At 74.1% G+C, this 24,145-nt stretch carries 13 protein-coding genes and 1 pseudogene; 6 read left to right on the top strand and 8 right to left on the bottom strand.

The genetic code is table 11. The features are described from left to right. Positions 1 to 13 precede the first annotated feature (13 nt). Genes ACH54P_RS04420 through ACH54P_RS04400 form a run of 5 tightly spaced genes read right to left on the bottom strand, consistent with a single transcriptional unit; the run spans position 14 to position 13,350 of the window. Positions 14 to 1,183, bottom strand: a complete 1,170-nt coding sequence (locus ACH54P_RS04420) for a glycosyltransferase (RefSeq protein WP_489911031.1) — start codon at positions 1,181 to 1,183, stop codon at positions 14 to 16. Beyond that, positions 1,183 to 1,989 carry an alpha/beta fold hydrolase gene (locus ACH54P_RS04415; protein WP_489911030.1) on the bottom strand — a complete coding sequence of 269 codons (807 nt, stop codon included), beginning with the start codon at positions 1,987 to 1,989 and terminating at the stop codon, positions 1,183 to 1,185. The genes ACH54P_RS04420 and ACH54P_RS04415 overlap by 1 nt, the downstream gene beginning before the upstream one ends. Next, positions 1,986 to 2,294, bottom strand: a complete 309-nt coding sequence (locus ACH54P_RS04410) for an acyl carrier protein (protein WP_489911029.1) — start codon at positions 2,292 to 2,294, stop codon at positions 1,986 to 1,988. The genes ACH54P_RS04415 and ACH54P_RS04410 overlap by 4 nt, the downstream gene beginning before the upstream one ends. After that, on the bottom strand, positions 2,291 to 6,583 hold the full coding sequence (locus ACH54P_RS04405; RefSeq protein WP_489911028.1) for a beta-ketoacyl synthase N-terminal-like domain-containing protein: 4,293 nt from the start codon (positions 6,581 to 6,583) through the stop codon (positions 2,291 to 2,293). Before ACH54P_RS04405 ends, ACH54P_RS04410 begins: the two co-directional genes overlap by 4 nt. After that, positions 6,580 to 13,350: an SDR family NAD(P)-dependent oxidoreductase gene (locus tag ACH54P_RS04400; protein ID WP_489911027.1), complete on the bottom strand. Its 6,771-nt coding sequence runs from the start codon at positions 13,348 to 13,350 to the stop codon at positions 6,580 to 6,582. Before ACH54P_RS04400 ends, ACH54P_RS04405 begins: the two co-directional genes overlap by 4 nt. 798 nt (positions 13,351 to 14,148) lie before the next feature. On the opposite strand from ACH54P_RS04400, the gene ACH54P_RS04395 reads away from it, so the two are divergent. Further along, positions 14,149 to 15,258: a threonine synthase gene (locus tag ACH54P_RS04395; protein WP_489911026.1), complete on the top strand. Its 1,110-nt coding sequence runs from the start codon at positions 14,149 to 14,151 to the stop codon at positions 15,256 to 15,258. Further along, complete coding sequence (locus ACH54P_RS04390; RefSeq protein WP_489911025.1) at positions 15,255 to 15,872, top strand: helix-turn-helix transcriptional regulator; 618 nt, start codon at positions 15,255 to 15,257, stop codon at positions 15,870 to 15,872. The genes ACH54P_RS04395 and ACH54P_RS04390 overlap by 4 nt, the downstream gene beginning before the upstream one ends. Before the next feature lies 1 nt (position 15,873). Here the strand turns inward: ACH54P_RS04390 and ACH54P_RS04385 are convergent. Further along, positions 15,874 to 16,779, bottom strand: a pseudogene (locus tag ACH54P_RS04385) (glutaminase). 159 nt (positions 16,780 to 16,938) lie between these two features. On the opposite strand from ACH54P_RS04385, the gene ACH54P_RS04380 reads away from it, so the two are divergent. The 4 genes from ACH54P_RS04380 to ACH54P_RS04365 all read left to right on the top strand — a co-directional run bounded on the left by ACH54P_RS04380 (position 16,939) and on the right by ACH54P_RS04365 (position 22,955). Further along, complete coding sequence (locus ACH54P_RS04380; RefSeq protein WP_489911024.1) at positions 16,939 to 18,330, top strand: amino acid permease; 1,392 nt, start codon at positions 16,939 to 16,941, stop codon at positions 18,328 to 18,330. 31 nt (positions 18,331 to 18,361) lie between these two features. Continuing rightward, on the top strand, positions 18,362 to 19,369 hold the full coding sequence (locus tag ACH54P_RS04375) for a LacI family DNA-binding transcriptional regulator (protein ID WP_489911023.1): 1,008 nt from the start codon (positions 18,362 to 18,364) through the stop codon (positions 19,367 to 19,369). Positions 19,370 to 19,459: 90 nt separating this feature from the next. Further along, entirely contained in the window at positions 19,460 to 22,294 is a 2,835-nt protein-coding gene (locus ACH54P_RS04370) for a glycoside hydrolase family 2 TIM barrel-domain containing protein (RefSeq protein ID WP_489911022.1), read from the top strand. A 61-nt stretch (positions 22,295 to 22,355) separates the two neighbouring features. Then, positions 22,356 to 22,955 carry a hypothetical protein gene (locus tag ACH54P_RS04365; protein WP_489911021.1) on the top strand — a complete coding sequence of 200 codons (600 nt, stop codon included), beginning with the start codon at positions 22,356 to 22,358 and terminating at the stop codon, positions 22,953 to 22,955. Positions 22,956 to 22,958: 3 nt separating this feature from the next. Here ACH54P_RS04365 and ACH54P_RS04360 read toward each other — a convergent pair whose 3' ends face one another. Continuing rightward, on the bottom strand, positions 22,959 to 23,147 hold the full coding sequence (locus ACH54P_RS04360) for a hypothetical protein (protein ID WP_489911020.1): 189 nt from the start codon (positions 23,145 to 23,147) through the stop codon (positions 22,959 to 22,961). A 228-nt stretch (positions 23,148 to 23,375) separates the two neighbouring features. Beyond that, positions 23,376 to 24,083 carry a TetR family transcriptional regulator gene (locus tag ACH54P_RS04355; protein ID WP_489911019.1) on the bottom strand — a complete coding sequence of 236 codons (708 nt, stop codon included), beginning with the start codon at positions 24,081 to 24,083 and terminating at the stop codon, positions 23,376 to 23,378. Between the last annotated feature and the right edge of the window lie 62 nt (positions 24,084 to 24,145).

The following is a 24,145-nucleotide window of genomic DNA, read 5'->3' as shown; positions in this document are numbered from 1 at the left end:
TAAATTCCGGCTTTCAGGGCCGCAGGTGGGCGAGGCTTTCGAGGGCGAGCTGTTCGAGGTACCCGGCCGCCGCGGTACTGCCGCCCGCCGCGTGGAACGAAGCCGCCACCGCCTCGGCCGCGCGGCGGTAGGACGGTTCGGTCAGCACTTCCTCGACCGCCGCCGCGATGCGGGGCGCGTCCACGCGGCCGAAGCGCAGCCGGACGCCCGCTCCCGCGGTGACGACCTGGGCCGCCACGATCGGCTGGTCGTCGCGGATCGGCGCGACCACCAGGGGCAGGCCGTGCCAGAGCGTCTCGCAGACGGTGTTGTGGCCCGCGTGGCACAGCACGGCGTCGACCCGGGGCAGCAGCGGCAGCTGCGGGACCCGCGGTCGCACCAGGACGTTCGGCGGGACCTCGCCGAGCACGCCGCCGGGGTCGGCGATCACCGCCCGCGCGGTCAGTCCGGCGAACGCCGCCGCGGCCGCGGTCAGGAACCCCGCGCCCGCTTCGGTGTTCGCCGTGCCGAGCGAAACGAGCACCGTCGGCCGGAGCGGGTCGAGCCACTCCCACGGGAAGTCCGTTGTGGACGGACGCGAGGCGAGCGACGGCCCGACCAGCCGCACCCGCGGCGGCAGCGCGGCCGGCCCGAGCAGTTCCCGGGTGGTGAACGCGAGCACGCCGTGCGGGGAAAAGCGGGGGTCGGCCGAGCCGCGGCCGCCGGCGACCCGCGCGCGGAGCCCGTCGAGGAGTTCACCGACCCAGTACGCGACCTTCGGCATCCCGGCGAGGGGGTCGACCAGCTCGGCCGACGTCGTCGCCGAGGTGACCCACGGCAGGCCGCGGGCCTCGGCCAGCAGCCCGCCGGCGAGAGCCTGCTGGTCCGCGACGACCACGTGCGGCCCGAAGGCGTCGATCGCCGCGTCCACGCCGGGCGCCATCGCGTCGGCCAGGGGAACGAGGAAGTCCTGCCAGAGGAACCGCAGGGCGGCCGGGCCCTTGAGCCCCGCCGGGCGCGCCGGCGTGTCCCGGGGCAGGGCGCACGAGAACACCAGGGCGTCCGGGCCGGCCAGCTGCCACAGCAGCTCGTCGTGCCCGGCCCAGGCGACTTCGTGGCCGCGCGCGGTGAGCTCGGCCGCGACGCCGGCGGCCGGGTTGACGTGCCCGACCAGCGGCGGGACGACGAAGAGGAACCGGCCCACTACCGCACCCGCGACGGCGCGCGCGAGGTGTCGCGGACCCACTCGAAGATCAGCTCGATGGTCTCGGCGGTCCGCTCGACCAGCACCGAGTGCCCCTGGTCGGGCAGCACGACGCAGCGGCAGCGGGCGAGGTGCTCCTCGAAGTGCGGCACCTGCGCCGCGAGCCCCGAATCGCCGCCGAAGATCGCGAACACCGGGCAGCGCACGGCCGAGAGGTCCGCGGCGATCGTCGCGCTGCGCGGGATGTCGCCGGCCATCGTGGTGGTCTGGAGGATCCGGTTCGCCGCCTTCGACAGCCGGGCGGTGTGCGCGCCGTGGTTCTCCTCGATCCAGCCGATCACCTCGTCGATCGCCAGCCGGGCCTTCGCGTCGGCGAGGCCGTCGGCCATGTGCCGCGTCCACTCCTCGGTCGGCGGTTCGCCCTCGATGACGACGACGCTCGCCACGCGGTCCGGCCGGGCGGCGGCCAGCCCGAACGCCACCGAGGCGCCGAACGAGTTGCCGACCACGTGCACCGGCCGGGTGACGCCGCACGCGTCGAGGACGGCGACGAGGTCGTCGACGAACTGTTCCAGCCGGTACCCGGACGACGGCCGGGTCGTGCGGCCGTGCCCGCGCAGGTCGTACATCAGCACGTCGAGCCCGCGCTCGGCGAAGGCGGGACCGAGCGTGAAGTAGTAGCTGGCGAGGCTGTCGGTGAGCAGGCCGTGGACGCACACGACGATCGGTGCGTCCCCGTCGAGGGGCACCTCGGGGGTGAGCCGCTGGACGTGCACGTCGAGCTCTCCGGCGCGGATCCGGCTCACGCCGTCGCCCGCAGCGAAGCGACGATGTACCGGACGAGCTCCCCGACGGTCAGCGCGATGATCTCGTCCAGGTCGCGCTCGGCGATGAAGGTCGCGAAGTTGACGCGGTCGCCGTAGTGCTCGCGCAGCCGCCCGGACAACGCCACCAGGTCGACGCTCTCCAGTTCGAGGTCGTCGTGGAAGGTGGTGTCCATCGTGATCTCGACGGTGTCCTCGTCGAGCCCGTACTCCTCGAGCAGGTCCCGCAGCATTCCGGCCAGCTGCGCGAGCACGGTCTCCTCGCCGGTCGTGGTCTCGACGCTCATTCCGCGGTCTCCTTCGTCTCTTCGGTCCAGGCGACGACGTAGTGGCGGGGCGGCGTGCCCGGCGGGTTCTCGGCGTCGGCGCAGCACACGCGGTGCTCGCGCCCGGCGACGCGCACGGTGAGTTCCGCCGGTGCGGCCGCGACGACCTCGAAGTCCCGGGGTTCGCCGCGCAGGCCGGTGCCGCGCAGTTTCGCGACGGCTTCCTTCGCGGTCCAGAACCGGGCGAACCAGCGCTCCGGATCGCTGGGCAGGCTCGCCAACAGGGCCAGCTCGTCCGCACCGAGCGCGGCCTCCACAGTGGACCGCGGCCGCGGCACGACCTCTTCGACGTCGATGCCGCACGGCCAGGGCCGGGCGATCGCCACCCCGGCCTCGGCCCGGTGCGCCACCGAAACCGCCAGCGGCGGCAGCTCCCGGCCGTAGGCACCGGTGACGAGCGGACGGCCGGCGTCGTCGTTGCCGATCCGCACCTCGGCCGGGAACATCTCCGGTTCGCCGCGGGCCCAGAGGAACTGCCGGACGGCGTCCTTCGCCGCGATCCGGCCGAGCAGCCACTGGCGCCGCCCGCGCGGCGGCCGGTGTTCGTAGGCGTCGCGTTCGGGGCCGGCGAGGTAGTTGCGCATGATCAGCTCGCGGGTGGCCAGGTCCGGCCACTGCTCGCGCACCAGGGCCCAGCCGCCCGGCTGCTCGACCGACAGCGTCGAACGCTCGGGCGTCCGGTCGGCCTGGCGGATGTGCGCGGTGCTGTCGAAGCGGCGGTCGCGCCAGCCGGTGAACTCGGCCCAGACCCGTCCGTGGCGGACGAGCTGCATGTCCGCCTCGAGGAACTCCTCGGTCAGCCCGGTGATCCGCACCAGGCAGTCCAGCCGCTCCCCCGGCGCCGGGTGCGGGCCGTGGAACCGGATCTCGCGCATGGCGACCGGGAAGACGGTCGTGCGTTCGGGCAGCCGGGACATGATCCAGTAGCCGAGCACCTGGCCGACGTTGTCGAGCAGCGCGCCGGGCGCGGCGGGCGTCGTCAGCACGGCTCGCGCGTGCCGCTCGCCGACGGCGGTCAGCTCGGTGACGCCCTGGAAGCGCGGCCCGTGGAACATCCAGCGGTCGGCGTACAGCTCGGCCGCCTCCGTCTCCGGCACCCGCTCGGCCGACGCCGGGAAGCGCCACGGCTCCGGCGCGTCGGCCGGGTAGCCCGGCGCGAGCTCCACGACGGCCTGGGAGTAGCCCTCGAGCGCCGCGAGCACCCGGCCGGGGCCCTGCGGCCGGACCCGCACCGGCACGGTGACCGCCGGCACCGCCGCGATCCACTGGGTGAGCCGGACGTCGTGCACCGCGACCGCGTGCCGGCCGGGCGCCGCCTGCTCGGCGAAGCCCATCAGGTGGTCGATCACCGTCGTGGCCGGCACCACCGGCCAGCGGTCGCCCGGATCGGCTCCGGGCGGCTGCTTGAAGAAGCAGTGGTCGAGCAGGTAGGGCATCGCGTCGACCGACACGGTGAGCGTCGTGTCCAGCTCCGTCGGCGGCGGGACGCGGCGAGCCGGGCCGGCGAGCACGGTGGACGCCAGCTCGGCGGTGTCGGCCAGCAGCGCGGCGAACTCCGCGGCCAGCGGCCCCTTCCCCGCCAGGTCGTCCACGGTGGACCGGCCGTGGGCCGTCGGCAGCGCGATCCGCGCGCGGATCTGTTCGTCCAGGGAGATCAGGCGGCCGCCGAGATCCAGCTTGACCGCCTTGGGCGGGGCCGGACGGCCGCCGGGCAGCCGCGTGAAGTCGATCGGGGCCCCGTCGGCCCACAGCGCGGTCGCGACCCGCTGCAGCTGCGCGAGGCCGGGCCGGTGCGCCGAGTGCGCCGCCACGACCAGGTGGTCTTCGCCGTGCAGGGTATCGCCGACCAGTGACCCGAGCTGTCCCGCGCCGAGCTGCACGAACGCCCGGAACCCGGCCGCGTGCATCGCCCGCACCAGGGGCCGGAAGCGGACCGGCTCCAGCAGGTGCCGGACGAACAGCTCGCGGACGCCCGCTTCGGTGGCCGGGTATTCCGACACGGTCGTCGCCGACCAGAGCGGCGTCCGCGGCGGGTGCAGGGTGAAGCGGGCGGCCGCCTCGCGGATCGGGCCCAGGTACGGCCGCAGCATCGGCGTGTGGAACCCGGAGCGGAACGGCAGCACCTGCGCGACGATCCCCGCGTCCCGGAAGCGCGTCACGTACGCCCCGACCGCCGCCGCCGGGCCGCAGATCATGGCCTGGTTCGGCGAGTTGTCGTGGGAGAGCACGACGTCCGCGCTCCCGGCGAGCTCCTCGAGCACGCGGGGCGCGGGCGCGCCGATCGCGGCGAAGGCGAGGCCGGGGACGACGAGGGCGTCCGGGTCGAACCCGGCGAGGAACGCGTCGACCTCGTCCTGCGCGTGGACACCGGCGACGGCCATCGCCGTCCACTCCCCCAGGCTGTGCCCGGCGACGGCGTCCGGGGTGACGCCGATGCGGCCGAGCGCGGCGTGCAGCAGGCGGCCCAGTTCGAACACCGCGGCGCCCTGGCGGCCGACGTCGCCGACCTCGACGTCCCCGTGCTGCCACGGCAGGCCGAAGTGCCGGGCGAGGTCGCCGCAGTTCAACGCGAGTTCCGATTCCAGGCCGGGGAAGACGAAGGCCAGCTTCCCGCCGCCCGGGCCGAGCAGCGGGCGGTCGGTGAACCAGACGTCGTTGCGGCCGCGCCAGGCCCGGCCGCGGGCGAGGGTCTTGCGGGCCAGCGCCAGCCGCTTTTCGGTCGGGTCGACGACGCCGAGCCGGACCGGCCCGTCGCCCGCCACCGGTGGTCCGGGCCGGTCGAGCAGCTCGCGCAGCTCGCCGACCGACCGCGCGGCCAGCCGCAGCACGCGTTCGGGTTCGCGCACCACGACGGCGGGGACGGCCCGGTCCGGTGCCTGTTCCAGCACGACGTGGGCGTTGATCCCGCCGAAGCCGAAGGCGTTCACCCCGGCCCGGCGCACCGCCGCGTCCCACGGCCGGGCGGTGTCCAAAGGGGAAAAGCGGGTCTTCGCCAGCGCCGGGTGCGGGTCGTCGCAGTGCAGGGTGGGCAGCAGGACGCCGTGGTGCACGGCCAGGGCCGCCTTGACGAGCCCGGCGATCCCGGCGGCGGGCATCGTGTGGCCGATCATCGACTTGACCGAGCCGAGGACCGCGCTCCCGGTGCTTCCGAACACCTCCGCCAGGGTGGCGAGCTCGGCCGCGTCGCCGGCCGGGGTGGCGGTGCCGTGCGCCTCCAGCAGGCCGAGGGAATCCGGGGCGGCCGGGTCGAGGCCCGCCGCCGCCCACGCCTGGCGGACCGCCCGGACCTGGCCGCCGGAGTCCGGGTTGGCCAGGCTCGCGGTCCGCCCGTCGGAGGCGACGCCGGTGCCGGTGATCACGGCGTAGACCCGGTCGCCGTCCCGCTGCGCGTCGGCGAGGCGCTTGAGCACGACGACGCCGGTGCCCTCGCCGATCAGCACGCCGTCGGCGTCGCGGTGGAACGGCCGGATGCGCTCGGACGGCGACAGCGCGCCGAGCTGGTTGAACACGCTCCAGAACGTGATGTCGTGGCAGTGGTGCACGCCGCCGGCGAGCACGACGTCGCAGCGGCCGGTGGCGAGCTCGCGCACGGCGTGGTCGACGGCGATCAGGGAGGACGCGCAGGCGGCGTCCACGGTGTACGCCGGGCCGCGCAGGTCGAGGCGGTTGGCCAGCCGGGACGCGGCCAGGTTGGGGACCAGCCCGATCGCGGACTCCGGCGCCTCCGGGCCGAGCTGGTCGGTGAAGGCCTGCCGGACGGCGTCGAGCCGGTCCTCGCCGAGGTCCGGCAGCAGCTCGCCGAGCGTGCGGACGAGCTGGCTCGCGGTGCGGACGCGCTGGTCGAGGCGGACCAGGCCGGGCGTCAGGTATCCGCCGCGGCCGAGCACGACGCCGACCTTCGCGCGGTCCGCGGGCAGCCGGTCCGGCCCGCCCGCGTCCGCGACGGCCTGGGCCGCGACCCGCAGCGCGATCAGCTGGTCGGGTTCGGTGGCGGCGACGGAGTTCGGCATGATCCCGAACCCGGTGACGTCCACTTCGGCCAGTTCGTCGACGAACCCGCCGCGCCGGCAGTAGACGCGGTCCGCGCGCCGCCGCTCGGCCGGCGCGTAGTGCGCGCTGTCCCACTTCTCCGGCGGCACCTCGGTGATCGCGTCGACGCCGCCGGCGAGGTTGCGCCAGTACGCCGCCAGGTCCGGGGCGCCGGGCAGCAGCACGGACATCCCGACGATGGCCACGCGCACGTCCGTCACCACCCGGACGCCGTGTGGACGACGGCGGCGGTGTCCGGGCGGCCCCACGCCAGTTCCCGCAGCAGGCCGAGGGTGCCTTCCTCGGGGTCGATCAGGGCGATCCCGCGGCGGGCGTAGTCGCGCATCAGCTCGGGCGTCACCATGCCGTCGTGGTCGCCGGCCGGGGCCCACGGTCCCCAGTGGACGGTCACCGCCCGCCCGGCGGGCCACCGCCGACCGAGCGTCTCCAGGGCGTCGTTCGCGGCGGCGTAGTCGGCCTGGCCGCGGTTGCCGAGCGCCGCGGCGATGCTGCCGAACAGGACCACGAACCTCGGCTCGTCGGGCAGGTCGGCGGTCGCCTCCAGAAGGGTCCGGGCGCCGTCGACCTTCGTGCCGTACACGCGGCCGAACGACTCCGGCGTCTTCTCGGCGACGAGCTTGTCCTCGATCACGCCGGCCGCGTAGACGATGCCGTCGAGGCGGCCGTGCTCGGCGTGGATCTCCTTGACCGCGCGGTGCACGGCTTCGGCGTCGAGCATGTCGACGGACTGGTAGCGCACCGGGCTGCCGAGGGCTTCGAGCTCGCGGAGGGTCCGGCGGACCTCGCGCTCGCTCTCGATGCGCCGGACGGTCTTCTCGATCTCGGCGGGGCTCTTCACCCCGGCTTCGATGAGCGCTGCCCGCAGTTCTCTGGCGTCTTTCGCCCGCGGGTACTCGTCCTCCGCCGCGGGCACCGGCGTCCGGCCGAGGAGCTCGACGCGGCAGCGGGCGGCGCCGGCCAGGGTGGCGGCGAACCGGGCGGTGATGCCCTTCGCGCCGCCGACGAGCAGCACGACGGAGTCGCGGCCCAGGCCGATCGCGGCCGCTTCGGCGGCGCCGTCGCCCGCCGGGCCCGCGCCGCTGCTGCCGAGGAGGCCGAGGTCTCGCTCGGTCATCCGGAAGCCCGTGCGCGTAGCACCTTCACGCAGGACGACGGGTTCCCGGTCCACCGTGGACAGTTCTTCGACGAGGCCCGCGGCGTCGGCGTGTTCGACGACCCGGGCGAGGGTGTCCGGGTACTCGCGGGCGATGCTGCGGTAGAAGCCGCGCAGCCCCTCCGCCGGTCCGGCGGTGAGCAGCCAGGCCGGGTTTCCGGCCAGGGCCGCCTGGTACACCGGGAAAGCGGCGGGCAGCACCGGCCCGCCGCCGGTTCCCGGGAAATGCAGCACACCGTCGAACCCGGCACGGACCTCGTCGGCGATCTCGGCCGTCGCACCCAGGCCCACGAGCCGGTCCCGGACCGCTTCGGCGAGCGGGCTCGTGCCGAGGAGCAGGAACCTCCGGCCGGTGACGTCCGGGATTCCGGCGGGTGCCAGCTCGACCTCGGCCATCACCAGCCGTTTCGGCGCGACGATCACCGGCTGCGGCTCGGAACGCTCGGCGGCGACCGGCTCCGCTCCGGGAAGGTCCGCGGCGGAGGCGGTGCTTTGCGTGCCCAGCAGCTCGGCGATCCCGGCCGCCGTACGCGCCTTGGCGAGGTCCTCCACCTCGCCGGTGCCCAGGCGAACGGCCAGCTCGCCCGCGATCTCCGCGCGCTTGATGGAGTCGATGCTCAGGTCGGCTTCCAGATCGAGGTCCGGCTCGATCATCTCCGCCGGATACCCGGTCCGCTCCCCGATCACCTCGACCACCGTCTCCAGCACCGACGCCGTCTGCGGCGCGGCCACCTGCGCAGGACGCTCGGCACCGATCAACGCGGCGATCGCCGCCGCCGTGCGGGCCTTCGCGAACTCCTCGACGTCCCCGCCGGTGAGCCCGAGGCGGGACGCCAGTTCGCCCGCGATCTCCGCGCGCTTGATGGAGTCGATGCTCAGGTCGGCTTCCAGATCGAGGTCCGGCTCGATCATCTCCGCCGGATACCCGGTCCGCTCCCCGATCACCTCGACCACCGTCTCCAGCACGGGCCGCTCCGCCGGGACGACCGGTGCCGCGGCCACGACCGGCAGCGCCTCCACCACGGGGACCGGGACCGGCACCGGGGGTTCACCGCCGAAGAAGCCGAGCAGGACGTCGCGCTGGGCGGCGATCATCTCCCGGCTGGTGCGGAGGAAGTCGGCCACCATCGCCTCCGACGTGGTCGCCTCCGGTGCCGCGGCGGGCAGGCCGAGCGAGAGCCGCTCGGCCGGTCGCAGGGCACCTGCCGGGATCGTGCCGTCCGCGGCGCGGATCAGGTGGCCGTCGACCGTCCACCCGGGACGCTTCGGCCGCGGGGCCGTCGCCGCGTCGACGGCGTCGCGGCCGCGGAACAGCCAACCGGTCTCGACGGCGACCCCGGCCACGGCCAGCTGCGCGAGCGCGCCGAGGAAGCCCGGGAGACCGCGGCGGCCCGGCTGCTCGAACCCGACCGTCCGGTGCGGCCGGTCGCCGAGGACGGCGGCGACCTGCCCGGCCAGGACCGCACCCGGCCCGGCCTCGACGAAGACCCGCGCGCCGGCCGCGTACATCGCCTCGACCTGCTCGACGAACCGGACCGGCGAGCCCACCTGCGCGGCCAGTTCGCCGCGGATCGCGTCCGGGTCCGCCGGGTACGGTCCCGCGGTCCGGTTGCCGTACACCGGGACGGCCGGGCGCACGACGCCGATCGCCTCGAGGGCGCGGCCGAACGCCTCCCCCGCCGGAGCCACCAGGGGGCTGTGGAACGCGCAGGCGACCGGGAGCCGCTTCGCGCCGAACCCGGCGGCCCGCAGCTGCCCGACGGCGTCGTCGACGTCGGCGGCCGGCCCGGAGATCACGGTCTGCCGGGGCGAGTTGTGGTTGGCCAGGACGACGGCGGCGAGCCCGGCGTCGGCGAGGACCTTCCCGGTGTCGGCCGCGGACGCGGAGACCGCGGCCATCGCGCCGGGGTCGCCGTCCGGGACGGCGTCGAGGATCGCCCCGGCCCGGGCGTGGCTGGCGTGCAGCAGCGCCTCGGGCGTGAACGCGCCCGCCGCGGCCAGCGCCGTCAGCTCGCCGTAGCTGTGCCCGCCGAGCATCGCGGGCCGCACGCCGGCGCGGGTCAGCAGCCGGAACGCGGCCAGGCCGGTGAGGCCGAGCGCGGGCTGGGCGACGCGGGTGTCGGTGACGCGGTCGGCGGCCGCCCGCCGCGCGGGTTCGCCGAACGCGGCCGGGCCGAAGACCACCTCGGCGGTCGGCGGGTCCAGCCGCAGGTACCGCTGCAGTTCCGGGAAGGTGACGAACAGCTCGGCGAACATGCCGGGCCGCTGGCTGCCCTGGCCCGGGAACAGGACCGCGACCGCACCCGGCTCGCCGTCGCCCGCGCGGTACACCCCCGGTACGTCTCGCCCGTCCAACGCCCGGCGCAGCAGCCCGGTCAGCTCGTCCACAGTGGACGCCACCACCGCGAGCCGGACCGGACGGCCCTGCGCGCGCAGCGACGCGCTCAGCGCCAGGTCGCGCAGCCGCCACGGCTGCCGGTCCGCCGGCACGTCCGAGGCCAGGGCCAGCAGGTCGCGGGCGGCCGCGTCGGTGGCGAAGAGGAACAGCTCGGCCGGCCACTCGTCGGCCGCCTGCGCCGGCGGGACGCCGTCGTGCGCGCCGAGCACGACGTGGAAGTTGGTGCCGCCGAAGCCGAACGCGCTGACCCCGGCGAGCCGTTCGGCGGGCGGGGCGGCCCACGGCTGGGCGGCCGTCCGGAACACGAACGGGCTGCTGCCGGGATCCCACGCCGGGTTCGGCTCCGTCAGGTGCAGCGTCGGCGGTTTGACGCCGGTGTGCAGGGCCAGCGCGGTCTTGATCAGCCCGGCCAGCCCGGCGGCGCACTTGGTGTGCCCGATCTGGGACTTCACCGAGCCGATCGTGCACCCGCCCGGCGCGGCGCCGGCCTCGGTGAACACCTTCGTCAGCGTGCCCAGTTCGGTGCGGTCGCCGACGACCGTGCCGGTGCCGTGCGCCTCGAGGAGCCCGACGCGCGCGGGCGAGACACCGGCGTTGCGGTAGGCCCGGGTCAGCGCGGTGTGCTGGCCCTCGGGCCGGGGCGCGGTGAGGCCGAGAGCGCGGCCGTCCGAGGCCGCGCCGACGCCCTTGATCACCGCGTACACGCGGTCGCCGTCGCGTTCGGCGTCGGCGAGGCGTTTCAGCGCGACACAGGCGACGCCTTCGCCGAGCGCGATGCCGTCGGCCGCGCTGTCGAACGTCGCCGAGCGCCCGGTCGGCGAGAGGGCGTGCGCCGAGGCGAACAACAGGTAGTCGTTGATGCCGTTGTGCAGGTCCGCGCCGCCGCAGAGGACGAGGTCGCTGGTGCCGGCGGTCAGCTCCTTGCAGGCGACGTCGACCGCGGTCAGCGACGACGCGCACGCGGCGTCGACGGTGTAGTTCGCCCCGCCCAGGTCCAGCCGGTTGGCGATCCGCCCGGCGATGACATTGGCGAGCACGCCCGGGAAGGAGTCCTCGGTGATCCGCGGCAGCCGATCGTCGAGTTCGGACGGCAGTTCGCCCAGGTACGACGGCAGCACGGTGCGCAGGGTCATCGCGTTCGACAGGTCACTGCCCGCCTCGGCGCCGAACACGACCGACGTCCGGGCCCGGTCGAACGCGCGGTCGGCGTAGCCCGCGTCCGCCAGCGCGCGGTGCGCGGCCTCCAGGGCCAGCAGCTGCACCGGTTCGATGCTGGCCAGCGACGACGGCGGGATGCCGTAGCGCAGCGGGTCGAACCCGATCTCCGGCAGGAACCCGCCCCAGCGCGACGGAGTCCGCTCGCCCTGGCCTTCGCGGTCGTAGTAGAGCGAGGCGTCCCAGCGCTGCGGCGGAACCTCGGTGACGGCGTCGGCTCCGGACAGGACGTTCGCCCAGAACGCGGCCAGGTCGGGTGCCTGCGGGAACATGCAGGCCATCCCGACGATCGCGATGTCCAGCGGCTCGGGCGCGGGCGGTTCCGGGGTGGCGAAACCGCATTCGGCGGCCCGGGCGCGCAGGAAGGCGTGCGCGCCTTCGCCGACGGCGGCGTGCAGGTCGGCGATCGTCGTGACGGCCGAGCGCAGCACGGCGACCTCGCCCGCCATGAACATGCCTTCGGCGAGCTGCCGGTCCTCACCGACGTCCCGCAGTTCCGCGCCGACGCGTTCGATGCCCTTGCTCGCCAGGCGAAGCCGTCCGACGTTGAGCGTCTCCAGCCGCTCCCACGCCTCCCGGCTCGGCACCCCCTGCTCGGCGAGGCCGGCCTTGATCGCCGCGTACTCCTCGGTGAACGGGCTGCGGACGCAGCGGGTGGCGTGGCCCGGCGCGGTTTCCAGCAGGTCGGTGTGCTCGGCTTCGAGGAGCCGGCGCTGGAACAGCGGGAGCACGGCGCCCGCGTCGACGGCTTCGCGCGTGAAGAGGTAGGCGGTGCCCATCAGCACGCCGATCGCGGCGCCCCGCGCGGCCGCCGGCGCGGCCAGCGCCGCCACCATCGCGGCCGACCGCTCGTCGTGGATGCCGCCCGCGAACAGCAGCCGCAGGTCCGCGGCGGCGTCCGGCGTCGCCGCGAGGAAGTCGGCGAGGACGCCGAGCTGGGCCTCCCACAACGCGAAGCTGGTGCGGGGCCCGACGTGCCCGCCGCACTCCGAACCTTCGAAGACGAACTTGCGCGCCCCCGCTTCGAGGAACTGCTTGAGCAGGCCGGGCGAGGGCACGTGCAGGAACGTGGCGATGCCGGCGTCTTCCAGCGCCGCGGCCTGGGCCGGGCGGCCGCCGGCGATGATCGCGTGGGTGGGCCGCAGCTCGCGGATCACCTCCAGCTGCGCAGCCTTGACGTCGTCGGCGGCGAAGCCGAGCACGCCGACGCCCCAGGGCGCGCCGCCGACCGCTTCGCGGGTCCGTTCCAGCACGTCGCGGGTCTGCTCCGGGCCGGAGAGGGCCAGCGCGACGAAGGGCAGCGCGCCGGCCGCGGCGACCTCGGCGGCGAACGCGGGCTGGTCGCTGACCCGGGTCATCGGTCCCTGCGCGATCGGCAGCGACGTCCCCGACGCGCGGCTGCCGGGGCCCAGCACCGGGACCTCCGTGCCCAGCGCTTCGCCGACGGCTTCACGCAGGCCGCGCACCGCCGCGGTCACCGTGCCCCAGCGGTCGCGGAACCGGGTGGCGAGGAAGACGTCCTGCCCGGCTTCGAGCGGCTCGGCGCCGCGCCGGGCCAGCACGCGGACGCCGTCGGTGACGACGGTTTCGGAGCCGTCGAGGCCGGTCAGCGCGGCGGTGAACGCCGACGGCAGCTCGGCTTCCGGCAGGAGGGCGAGCTGCGTGTCGACGACGACCCCGGCCGCGCCTCCCGCGACCGCGGCCGCGGCGGTGTGCGGCCCGATGCCGCCCGCCGCCCACACCGGGACGTCGAGAGCGTCGTCCGCGAGCAGGGCCTGCAGCAACACGAACGTGCTCAGCTCCCCCGTCCGGCCGCCGCATTCGTGACCGCGCGCGATCAGCCCGTGGGCACCCCCGGCGACGGCCCGCGCCGCTCCCGCCCGGCTGGTGACCTCGGCCAGCACCCGCCGGCCCGGGAAATCCCGCGCCGTGCACGGCGAGTCGTCGGTCAGCAGGACGGTCGACACGGCTTCGGGCAAGTCGGTGACCGGGCCGGTCAGCCGGACGCCGAAGGCCGGGACGCCCCATTCGCCCAGGAGCGCGAGCTCGTCCGCGGCGGCCGTGTCCCCGCCGGTCAGGTCGAGCACGCCGAGCCCGCCCCCGCGCGCGGCCGCCGCGACCCCGCGCGCCGACGGCCACCGCAGTGGTGACACGGCGACGACCAGCGTGGCCGGTACGCGGACGTCTTTCGAGACACGCATGGGAACTCCCGCTACGCACGAAAGGGTGATGGGTAACGGGGAGTACTTAAGCGGGTTCCTTCGGTGCCGTCAACAACCCGCCCCGATTTCATCGCCGGGGCTCAGAAAATCCGGGATCGACCAGCTTGGGGACGCAAGAATTTAACTTCGCCGTCACGTTCCACCCGCCGGGATGGCGAGCGGGATTGCCTCACGCGAGGGGCGTTCGCCCGCCCGGACCGGTGCGACCGGTGGTCCTGCGGGGTCACGCCTCCGGACGGCGCAAGCCATCCCGCCTGCCGGACGCGGAACCGTTAGCCGGACCGGTCCACTCCGACCGGCGGGTCGGTGTTTCGCGGGAGTCGTCGCGGTGTATCCGCGCGGTAAAGCACCAGCCGCGGCTCCGCGTTTCCGGCAGCGAAGCCCGGATACCGTTCACCGGGTCCGCCCGGCGAATTCCCGGCGCTTTCCGGAGCTCCGGAAGAATCGCCCGGAAAACGCCCGGCGGACCCCCGCGCCGCCCCGGACGTCCACTGTGGATTCGCCGATCGCCGGGGTTCTTCGTGCTCACGCGACCTGGGCAGCCGGACGTCCGGCACCCTCGCGGGCTCTCCCTGCCCGGCACGGACGCACGACGGGCGGTTATCGGGCGCACACCGGCGGTACGACGTCTTGTGAGGTCCGTGTGCCGATGCTCGAAATTTTCCGTCGGGTCGGCACAGTTTTCCCGAGAGAAAGCTGAAAAGGTTTCGCGTACTTGCGAGTAGTACTGGACAGATCGTCTAGGCTTCGACTGGATGTCCAGGTGTGGAGGTGGTCGTGGAGTACTGGTACGCCGACGAGCGCTCGGGAACGCGCTACCCGGGCGACCCGCTGCGGTGGCGCGGCGACGACGGCGCTCCGCTGACCGTCGCGCCCCTGGCCGGGCTCGGCCCCGGCGACGTCGACACCGGGGTCCGGTCGCTCTGGCGGTACCGGGGCGCGCTGCCCGGCGACCTGCGTCCGGTCTCCCTCGGCGAGGGCTGCACCCCGCTGGTGCCGCAGCGGTGGGGTGACGGCGACGTCCGGTTCAAGCTCGAGTGGTTCAGCCCGACCGGCAGCTTCAAGGACCGCGGGTCCAGCGTCATGATCTCCGCGCTGGCCGGCGCCGGCGTGCGGGAACTGCTGGAGGACAGCTCCGGCAACGGCGGCTCGTCGGTCGCGGCGTACAGCGCCGCGGCCGGGATCGCGGCGACCGTCCTGGCCCCGGAGGGGACGTCACCGGCGAAGGTCCTGCAGACCCGCGCGTACGACGCGAACGTCGAACTGGTGCCCGGCACGCGGGACGACACCGCCGCCGAAGCCGTCCGCCGCTCGGCGCGGACCACCTACGCCAGCCACAACTGGCACCCCTTCTTCCTGCAGGGCACCAAGACCCTCGCCTACGAGCTGTGGGAGGACCTCGGCTTCCGCGCGCCGGACGCGGTCGTCACGGTCGCCGGCGCCGGCAGCATCGTGCTGGGCTGCGACCTGGGGTTCGGCGAGCTCCTGGCCGCCGGGTCGATCGCGGAGCGCCCGCGGCTGCTGGTCGCGCAGCCGCGGAACTGCTCGCCCCTCGACGCGGCCTTCCACGACCGGCAGCCGCCGCCCTTCGCCCCGACCGTGGCCGAGGGGACCGCGATCCGGCGGCCGGTGCGGCTGCCCGAGGTCGTGGCGGCGATCCGCCGCTCGGGCGGCGACACCGCCGCGATCGGCGAGGACGCCATCGCCGCGGCCGCCCGCCGCCTGGCGTCCCTCGGCCTCTACGCGGAGCCGACCAGCGCGACCGCCGCCGCGGCCATCGACGTGTTCCGCGCCCGCGGCGCGATCCGGCCCGGCGAGACCACCGTCGTCGTGCTCACCGGCTCGGGCCTGAAGGCGGCCGAGCAGCTGCGGGAGCTGATCGGATGACCGAGGACGAGCTCCTGCTGCGCGAAGCCGGGAAGATCGCCCAGGCGGTCGGGCGGATGTTCCCGGGACTCTGCGAGGTCGTCCTGCACGACCTGCGCGACCCGGCCCACGCCGTCCGCGCGATCGAAGGCGGGCTGTCCGGGCGCGCGGTCGGTGACCCCGCGACCGAGCTGGGCCTGGCCCGGATCGCCGACCCGGAGTTCCCGGACGTGCTCCAGAACTACCCGAACCGCTTCCCCGACGGCCGCCCGGCGAAGAGCACGTCGATCGGCATCCGCAACTCCGGCGGCGAGTACGTCGCGGCGCTGTGCCTCAACCTCGACGTCTCCCTGCTCGGCTCGGCGGCCCGCGCCCTGACCCGGCTCGCGCGCACCGACGAGCCCGCCCCGCTCGCCGAATCCCTGCGCGCCCGGACCGGCGACGAGCTGCGCGCGCTGGTCGAGGACTACGCGACCGAACGCGGCCACACCCCGCGCAGCCTGCCGGCGGCCGGGAAGAAGGACCTCGTCCGGTCGTTGAAGGAGCGCGGGTTCCTGGAGCTGAAGAACGCGGTCCCGGCACTGACCGACCTGCTCGGGATCTCCCGGGCCAGCGTCTACAACTACCTGCGCTGACTCAGAAGATCGACCAGCCGGTCAGCGTCGTGAACCGGTCCAGTGCCGAGACGCCCGCCACCGAGTTGCCGCGCGCGTCCAGGCCGGGGCTCCAGACGCAGACCGCGCAGCGGCCCGGGACGATCGCGACGACGCCGCCGCCGACACCGCTCTTGCCCGGCAGGCCGACCCGGTAGGCGAACTCCCCCGCCGCGTCGTAGGTCCCGCACGTCAGCATCACCGCGTTGATCCGCTTCGCCGCGCTCAGCCCGAGCAACCGGGTGCCGTCGTTGCGGACGCCGTGGCGGGCCAGGAACAGCGCCGAGCGGGCGACGTCGCCGCAGCTCATCGCGATCGAGCACTGGCGGACGTACTGGTCGAGCACCGACGGCACCGGGTGGCGCATGTTGCCGTAGGACGCCATGAAGTAGGCCAGCGCGCGGTTGCGGTCGGCGTGCCCGGCCTCCGAGGCGGCCACCTCCGGATCGACGTCGATCTCCGGCCGGCCGCTCTCCTCGCGGAGGAACGCCAGCAGGGCGGCGACGGCGTCGCCGTGCCGGGCGAGCTCGTCGGTCACCACCAGCGCGCCCGCGTTGATGAACGGGTTGCGCGGGATGCCGTCCTCGTGTTCCAGCTGCACCAGCGAGTTGAACGGGTCGCCCGACGGCTCGCGGCCGACCCGCGCCCACACGCCGTCGCCGCGGGACAGCACGAGCGCCAGGGTGAACACCTTGGACATGCTCTGCACGGAGAAGGGGTGCTTCTAGTCGCCGACGCCGTGCACCGCACCGTCCACTTCGGCCACCGCCATGCCGAACCGCCGCGGCTCGACCCGGGCCAGGGCGGGGATGTAGTCGGCGACGGCGCCGCGGCCGACGTCGGGCGCGACGTCGACGGCGATCCGGTCCAGCAGCGCCGCGAGATCCACGGCCGTAGCGTAGGAGGCGCTCCCGGCCGGGTCGCAGGCGGCCCTGTCAAATCGAAACCGGGCGACAGCGGGAAAAACCGGCCCGTGATCTCCGGCACACCTTAAGTCTTCCTTATGCTGCTTGGTGACTTGCCGCACAAGCTCTAGCGTCCGGGAACCATGGATTCCTCGCTGCTCACCGAAAAAGGTGAAAGCTACTCGAAAGCGCTGGGCAACCGCCAGGTGCAGATGATCGCCATCGGCGGCGCGATCGGCGTCGGGCTCTTCCTCGGCGCCGGCGGCAAGCTCCACCAGGTCGGCCCGTCGCTGATCTTCTCCTACGCGATCTGCGGGGTGGCCGCCTACTTCGTGATGCGCGCGCTCGGCGAGCTCGTCCTGCACGAGCCCAGTTCCGGCAGCTTCGTCACCTACGCGCGGAAGTTCATCGGGCCGTGGGCCGGCTTCGCTTCGGGCTGGATGTACTGGGTGAACTGGGCGATGACCGGGATCGCGGAGATCACCGCGGTGGCGATCTACGTGCACAAGTGGCTGCCGGACGTGCCGCAGTGGGTCACCGCGCTGGTCGCCCTCGGCGTCCTGATCGCGGTCAACCTGCTTTCGGTGAAGCTGTTCGGCGAGCTGGAGTTCTGGTTCTCGGTGGTCAAGGTGCTGGCCATCGTGGTCTTCCTGATCACCGCCGTCGGCCTGGTGCTCACCAGCGCGGACATCGGCGGCACGCCCGCCGGGGTGCACAACCTGACCGGCCACAGTGGACTTTTCCCGGCCGGCGTCGGGATCGCCCTGATGACGCTGCAGGCGGTCATCTTCGCCTACTCGGCCATCGAGGTCGTCGGCATCGCGGCCGGTGAAACGAAGGACGCCCGCAAGGTGCTGCCGAAGGCGATCAACGGCGTGGTCTGGCGGATCGGCGTGTTCTACGTCGGGTCGGTGCTGATGCTGGCGATGCTGCTGCCCTGGCCGTTCTACAACGGCGACGAGAGCCCGTTCGTGACCGTGTTCAGCCGCCTCGGCATCCCGGGCATCGGCGACGTGATGAACGCGGTCGTCCTCACCGCGGCCCTGTCCAGTGTCAACTCCGGCCTCTACTCCACCGGCCGGATCCTGCGTTCGCTGGCCGACGAGGGCGAGGCGCCGTCCTTCGTCAGCCGGATGAGCAGCCGGCACGTGCCCTACGGCGGCATCCTCTTCACCTCGGTCGCCTACCTCCTCGGCGTGGTGCTCAACTACCTGGTGCCGAAGGAGGCGTTCGACATCGCCATCGCGATCGCGTCGCTCGGCGTGATCACGACGTGGGCGACGCTGATCTTCTGCCAGCTGCGGCTCCGCCAGGCGGCGCTGCGCGGCGAGGTGGAACGGCCGTCGTACCGGATGCCGTGGGCGCCCTACAGCGGCTGGGCGACGCTGGCGTTCCTGGCGCTGGTCGTGGTGCTGATGGGCTTCTCGGACGGCGCGGAGAAGATCGCGTTCTGGTCGATCCCGGTGCTGGCCGTGGTCCTGGCGGTGGGCTGGCGCGTCATCTCGAAGCGGCGCGAACGCACCCCGCTCGGGTAGCGCCCCGGCCGCGGGCGGGCATACTCGACGGGTGTCCTCGAGCAGCACCGAACCCCGGCGGGTGACGATCCACGACGTCGCGCGCTCGGCCGGGGTCTCCCGGCAGACGGTGTCGCGGGCGCTGAACGACAAGGCCGAGATCGACGGCTCGACCAAGCAGCGCGTCCTCGACGCCGCCCGCGAACTCGGGTACCGCCCGAGCCGCTTCGCCCGCGGCCTGGTCCGCCCGGACACCACCACGATCGGGCTGGTGGTGCCGGACCTGCTCAACCCGTTCTTCACCGAGGTCGCCTCCGGTGCGCTGGAGGCGGCCCGGGCCCGCGGCTGGCACGTCGTCGTCTACGACACCACCGGCGACCCCGAGCAGGAGCTCGCCACGCTCCGGGTGATCGGCACCCAGGTGGACGCGGTCGTCGGCTACTTCGGCCGGTCCGACGAGGACCTCGACCGGTTCACCGCCGGCGTCCCCGTGGTGCTCATCGGCCGCGAGCCGCCCACCCCGCGGTTCAGCGGTATCTCGATCGACGGCGAGGACGGCGTCCGCGAGGCCGTCGCCCACCTCGTCGGGCGCGGGCACCGGCGGATCGGGATGCTCGACCACGACGGCCGGCCCGAGCCGAGCATCCGCCAGGTCTGGTTCCGCCGGGCCGTCGCCGACCACGGCATCGCCGTGGCGCCCGGCTGGATCACGCGCACCGCCCAGACCGTCGACGGCGGCGGCGCGGCGCTGGCCACCCTGCTCGCCGCCCACCCCGACGTCACCGCCGTGTTCGCCTTCAACGACGTGATCGCCATCGGTGCCCTGCGCGAGGCCCGCCGGTTCGGCCTGCGCGTGCCCGCCGACCTCGCGGTGATCGGGTTCGACGGGCTGGCGCTCGGCACCCTCGTGGAACCGGAGCTCTCCAGCGTCGCGATCGACACCCGCGCGCTCGGCGCGCTGGCCGTCGACCAGGCGGCCCGGCTCGTGACCGGTGCCGCTCCCCTCGAACCCGGCGAGCTGATCGTCCGCGCCGGGCTCCACCTGCGCGAATCCGCCTGATCCCTTGACACGCCGTTCCGTCACCGAGCACACTGCGGCGCGTGCCGTGAACGTTCACGGGAGCGTTCACGGAGTTCTGAAGGGGAGTCCATGTCGTACGTCGAAGACCCCGGCCCCGGGCGCGGTTCGCTGCCCCCGCGCGCGGCCTTCACCTCCGATGCCCCGTCGCTGTCGCTGAACGGCAGCTGGCGGTTCCGGCTGTCGCCGGGTCTCGCGGCCGCTCCCCCCGGCGTCGAGCGCGACGACTTCGACGACTCGGCGTGGGACGAGCTGCCGGTGCCGTCGCTGTGGCAGCTGCACGGCCACGGCCGGCCCGCCTACACGAACGTGCACTACCCGTTCCCGGTCGACCCGCCGCACGTGCCGTCGGACAACCCGACCGGGGACCACCGGCGGCGCTTCGACCTGCCCGCGGACTGGCCCGGCGGGTCCGCCGTGCTGCGCTTCGACGGGATCGACTCGTGCGGCCGGATCTGGCTCAACGGCACCGAGCTCGGCGTCACGAAGGGCAGCCGGCTGCCGTCCGAATTCGAGGTGGGACCGCTGCTGCGGGCCACCGGCAACGTGCTCGTGGTGCGCGTGCACCAGTGGTCGGCCGCCAGCTACCTCGAGGACCAGGACATGTGGTGGCTGTCCGGGATCTTCCGCGCCGTCACGCTGCTCACCCGGCCCGACGGCGGCATCGGCGACTACTGGGTCCGCGCGGACTACGACCACACGACCGGGCTGGGCACGGTCCGGGTCGAGACCGGCCCGGACGTCGTGCTGGACATCCCCGAGCTGGGCGTCACCGGGCACCCGGCCGGGCTCGCCCTCGAACGGCCCGTCGAGCCGTGGACCGCGGAGACGCCCCGGTTGTACGAGGGCACGCTGTCCACCGCGGCCGAACGCGTGCGGGTGCGGATCGGGTTCCGGACCGTCACGATCTCCGGCGGACAGCTCCGGGTCAACGGGCGCCGGCTGCTGCTGCGCGGGGTGAACCGCCACGAGCACGATCCGCGCACCGGGCGCGTCGTGTCGCCGGAAACCGCGCTCGCCGACGTCCTGCTCATGAAGCGGCACAACGTCAACGCCGTCCGGACCAGCCACTACCCGCCGGACCCGGCGTTCCTCGAGCTGTGCGACGAGCACGGACTGTGGGTGATCGACGAGTGCGACCTGGAGACCCACGGGTTCGGGCCGCTGGACTGGGACCGGAACCCGAGCGGCGAGCCGAGGTGGGCGGAGGCGTACCTCGACCGGATGCGGCGCACGGTGGAGCGGGACAAGAACCGGCCCAGCGTGATCCTCTGGTCGCTGGGCAACGAGGCGCACACCGGGGAGAACCTGGCGCGGATGGCGGAATGGGTGCGCCACCGCGACCCGACCCGGCCGGTGCACTACGAAGGCGACCACGAGTGCTCCTATGTGGACGTCCACAGCCGGATGTACGCGACACACGCCGAAGTGGAGCGCATCGGCCGGCGCGAGGACGACAACGCGCGGCGGCGGGACCTGCCGTTCCTGCTCTGCGAGTACGGGCACGCGATGGGCAACGGCCCGGGCGGCCTGCTCGAGTACCGGGAGCTGTTCGAGCGGTACCCGAACTGCCAGGGCGGGTTCGTCTGGGAGTGGATCGACCACGGCCTGGCCACCGCGGACCACTTCGCCTACGGCGGCGACTTCGGGGAGCCGATCCACGACGGCAACTTCGTCATCGACGGTCTCGTCTTCCCCGACCGGACGCCGTCGCCCGGGCTGGTCGAGTACGCGAAGATCATCGAGCCGGTCCGGATCTCGCCGGGCGCGTCCGGCATCGAGGTGGCGAACCACTACGACTTCGTCGGCACGGCGCACCTGGCGTTCACCTGGGTGCTCGAGGACGAGGGAATCGCCGTCGCCTCGGGCGTCCTGGATGTTCCGTCCGTCCAATCCGGACAGAGCGTCGCGGTGCCGCTGCCCGCGTTGCCCGCCACGGGCGGCGAGGCGTGGCTGACCGTTTCCGCGTCGCTGGCTTCGGCGACGCCGTGGGCGCCCGCCGGGCACGTCGTCGGGTGGGGGCAGCTGCCGGTGGCACCGGCGCCGGCCGCGCCGTCCTTGCCGCCGCGCGGGCCGGTGTTCCGCACCGGCGGGCGGCTGGTCCTCGGCGTCGGCGAGTTCGACGCGGTGACCGGTTCGCTGACCGCGCTCGCCGGGCACGAGGTGCGGGGTCCGCGGCTCGACGTCTGGCGCGCGACGACGGACAACGACCGGGGCGCGTTCGCGGGGCCGCCTCCGGCTTCGCAGTGGCGCGAGGCGGGCCTGCACCGGATGCAGCACCGGGTGATCGCGGTCGACGCCGACGGCGACGAACTCGTGGTGCGCACCCGCGTCGCCCCGCCGGGGCAGGCGTTCGGCCTGTTCGCGGACTACACGTGGACGGCGTTCGCCGACCGCCTGCGGCTCCGGGTGGAGGTGACCCCGGACGGTTCGCTGCCGGAGACGCTCCCCCGGCTCGGCCTGACGATGGCGGTCCCGGGCACGCTCGGCTCGGCGGAGTGGTTCGGCGGCGGCCCGGGCGAGGCGTACCCGGACAGCCGCCAGGCGGCGCGGATCGGCCGGTTTTCCCGCAGCGTCGACGGCCTGCAGACGCCGTACGTGTTCCCGCAGGAGAACGGCAACCGCACGGCGGTCCGCTGGGCCGGCCTGACGACACCGGCCGGCACGGGCCTGCGCATCGACGGCGACCCGACGTTCGACTTCACGGCCCGCCGGTGGACGGCGGCGTCCCTGGAGGCGGCCCGGCACACGTCCGACCTGGTCCCGGACGACGTGGTGCACCTGACGCTGGACGTGGCCCAGCACGGCCTGGGGTCGGCGTCGTGCGGGCCGGGGGTGCTGCCGCCGTACCGGCTGGTGCCGCAGAAGACGGCGTTCACGCTGTGGTTCCGCGGTGTCGCAAATTGAGACATCCGGGGCGCTCCGGATGCGGTGTTGTTGAGGCCCAGACAGGACAGGAGCGTCCCGGATGAGCCCCTCCACGACAACCCCTTCGAGCGCGCGGTTGCTGGCGACCCCCGGCGCGCTGGGGCTGGCCGACCTCGTCGCGTTGTTCGAAGACCTGCAGTTCACGCTGAAGTGCTGCGAACGGCTGGTCACGGAGGTGGCGCACCCCCAGCCGGACGCGGTGCTCGTCGAGGCGCTGTGGGTGTCCGCGCTGAACTCCTACGCGCGCTGCTTCCGCCCCGGCGACCGCGGCATGGGCCTGACGGTGGACGACGTCAAGGCCACCGGGGTCCCGGGCGAGGTCGCGGAGTGGCACGAACTGCTCGGCCGGATCCGCGACTTCTCGATCGAAGGACCGGTCAACCCGCGGGAGACGTACGCGGTGGGCGTCTCCCAATCGGAGGCCGGTCAGGCGGCGGGCATCGTCATCACGTCGGCCCTGCGGCCCCTGGTGGACGACGTGACGATCCGCCAGACCGGGCGGCTGGCGTTCGAGCTGAGCCGGCTCGTCGACGACCGGATCCAGGAGCACCAGCGGAAGGTGTTCGAAACGGCCTCGCGAATGACTCCGGAAGAGCTCGCGGCGTTACCGGTTGTCGAGGTCAGCGCCGAGTCTCAATAAGTCTCAACCGATCACCGGTGCAGGAGCGTGCCGGGGTTCGGCGAGAGGGAGGTGGTCGTGCACGAACTGCGCCACGCTGCCGGACGCCTCGACGACTTCGCTGGTCAAGATCCCGCCGCCTTCGCCGACCGCGACGTAGCCCCTTTCGAACAGGCTGTCGCACCCCAGGACGCAGGCCAGCATGCGCCGCACAGCCCGCAGACGTCGCCCGCCAGCTCGACCAGCCGCCGCTTCAGGCTCGGGTGCTCACGACGCCAGTTGACCGTCCGCATGCTGTCGATCGGACCGTCCGGCGCCACCGTCGACCCGACCGGACGGGCGTGGGCGGCGCAGGTCCGCTGGAGGTTGTTCGTGTCTTCGAGGTTGGCGAGGTCGACCAGGTTTCCCGGCCTCTCCCCGCGATCGTCTCAATAAGTCTCATTAATCAGTCTCAATATTCGCGCCTGGCAGGTGCCGGTAGATCGTCGCCCGGGAGACGCCCAGCGCCGTCGCGATGTCGGATGGGGAGTGGCCCGCGTCGTAGAGGCGGCGGGCCGCCTCGATCGTCTCCCGGCTCATCACCGGGGGGCGGCCGCGGCGGCCCCGGGGGCGCTCCTCCGGTTCCGCGGGGCCGAACAGCCGGTCGACGCCGTCGAGGACCGCGACGCGCAGCTCGGCGGGTGGCGCGTCGGCGAACAGGACCACCGGGTCGCTGAGCATCGCGATCGCCTGCGCCGCGCGGACCTGGCCGGCCAGGTCCGCCTCCGGGCCCGCGACCAGCCGGTTCGCCTGCAGCATGCCGTCGCGGAACCGGTCGAACACCGCTTTCGACGCGGTCAGCCCGAGGTCGCGCAGGTTCATCCGGAGCAGGTACCGGTGGGCCAGCCACACGTCGAGAAGGCCTTCGATCGCCGCGGCGCGGGGGTCGGGGGCGGCCGCGGCCTTCGTCATCGTCGCTTCGAGGTCGTCCAGGAGCGGCTCGGCCAGCGCCGTCACGATGTCGGCTTTGCCGGGGAAGTGGTACAGCACCGCGGTCTTGGTCAGGCCGACGCGTTCGGCCAGCTCCCGCACCGACGTCGCGTGGAAGCCGCGTTCCGAGAACTCCTCGAGCGCGGCGCGCAGGATCCGGGCCCGGGTGTCGTCCGTCATCGGCCGAGCCTAGCCGGTTGCCTGACCGATGGACAGGCGTGTACCGTCGCCACTGACCGATG

The sequence above is a fragment of the Amycolatopsis sp. N2S4-7 genome, from assembly GCF_058119595.1.
Note: the sequence above shows the minus strand (reverse complement) of the source record. Positions and strands in the feature narration are given on the sequence as shown.

Bases quoted from the DNA above. Each gene is read 5' to 3' on its own strand.
- ACH54P_RS04410 (WP_489911029.1), bottom strand. From the start codon at position 2,294: ATGAGCGTCGAGACCACGACCGGCGAGGAGACCGTGCTCGCGCAGCTG.
- ACH54P_RS04400 (WP_489911027.1), bottom strand. From the start codon at position 13,350: ATGCGTGTCTCGAAAGACGTCCGCGTACCGGCCACGCTGGTCGTCGCC.
- ACH54P_RS04390 (WP_489911025.1), top strand. From the start codon at position 15,255: ATGACCGAGGACGAGCTCCTGCTGCGCGAAGCCGGGAAGATCGCCCAG.
- ACH54P_RS04380 (WP_489911024.1), top strand. From the start codon at position 16,939: ATGGATTCCTCGCTGCTCACCGAAAAAGGTGAAAGCTACTCGAAAGCG.
- ACH54P_RS04370 (WP_489911022.1), top strand. From the start codon at position 19,460: ATGTCGTACGTCGAAGACCCCGGCCCCGGGCGCGGTTCGCTGCCCCCG.
- ACH54P_RS04365 (WP_489911021.1), top strand. From the start codon at position 22,356: ATGAGCCCCTCCACGACAACCCCTTCGAGCGCGCGGTTGCTGGCGACC.
- ACH54P_RS04355 (WP_489911019.1), bottom strand. From the start codon at position 24,083: ATGACGGACGACACCCGGGCCCGGATCCTGCGCGCCGCGCTCGAGGAG.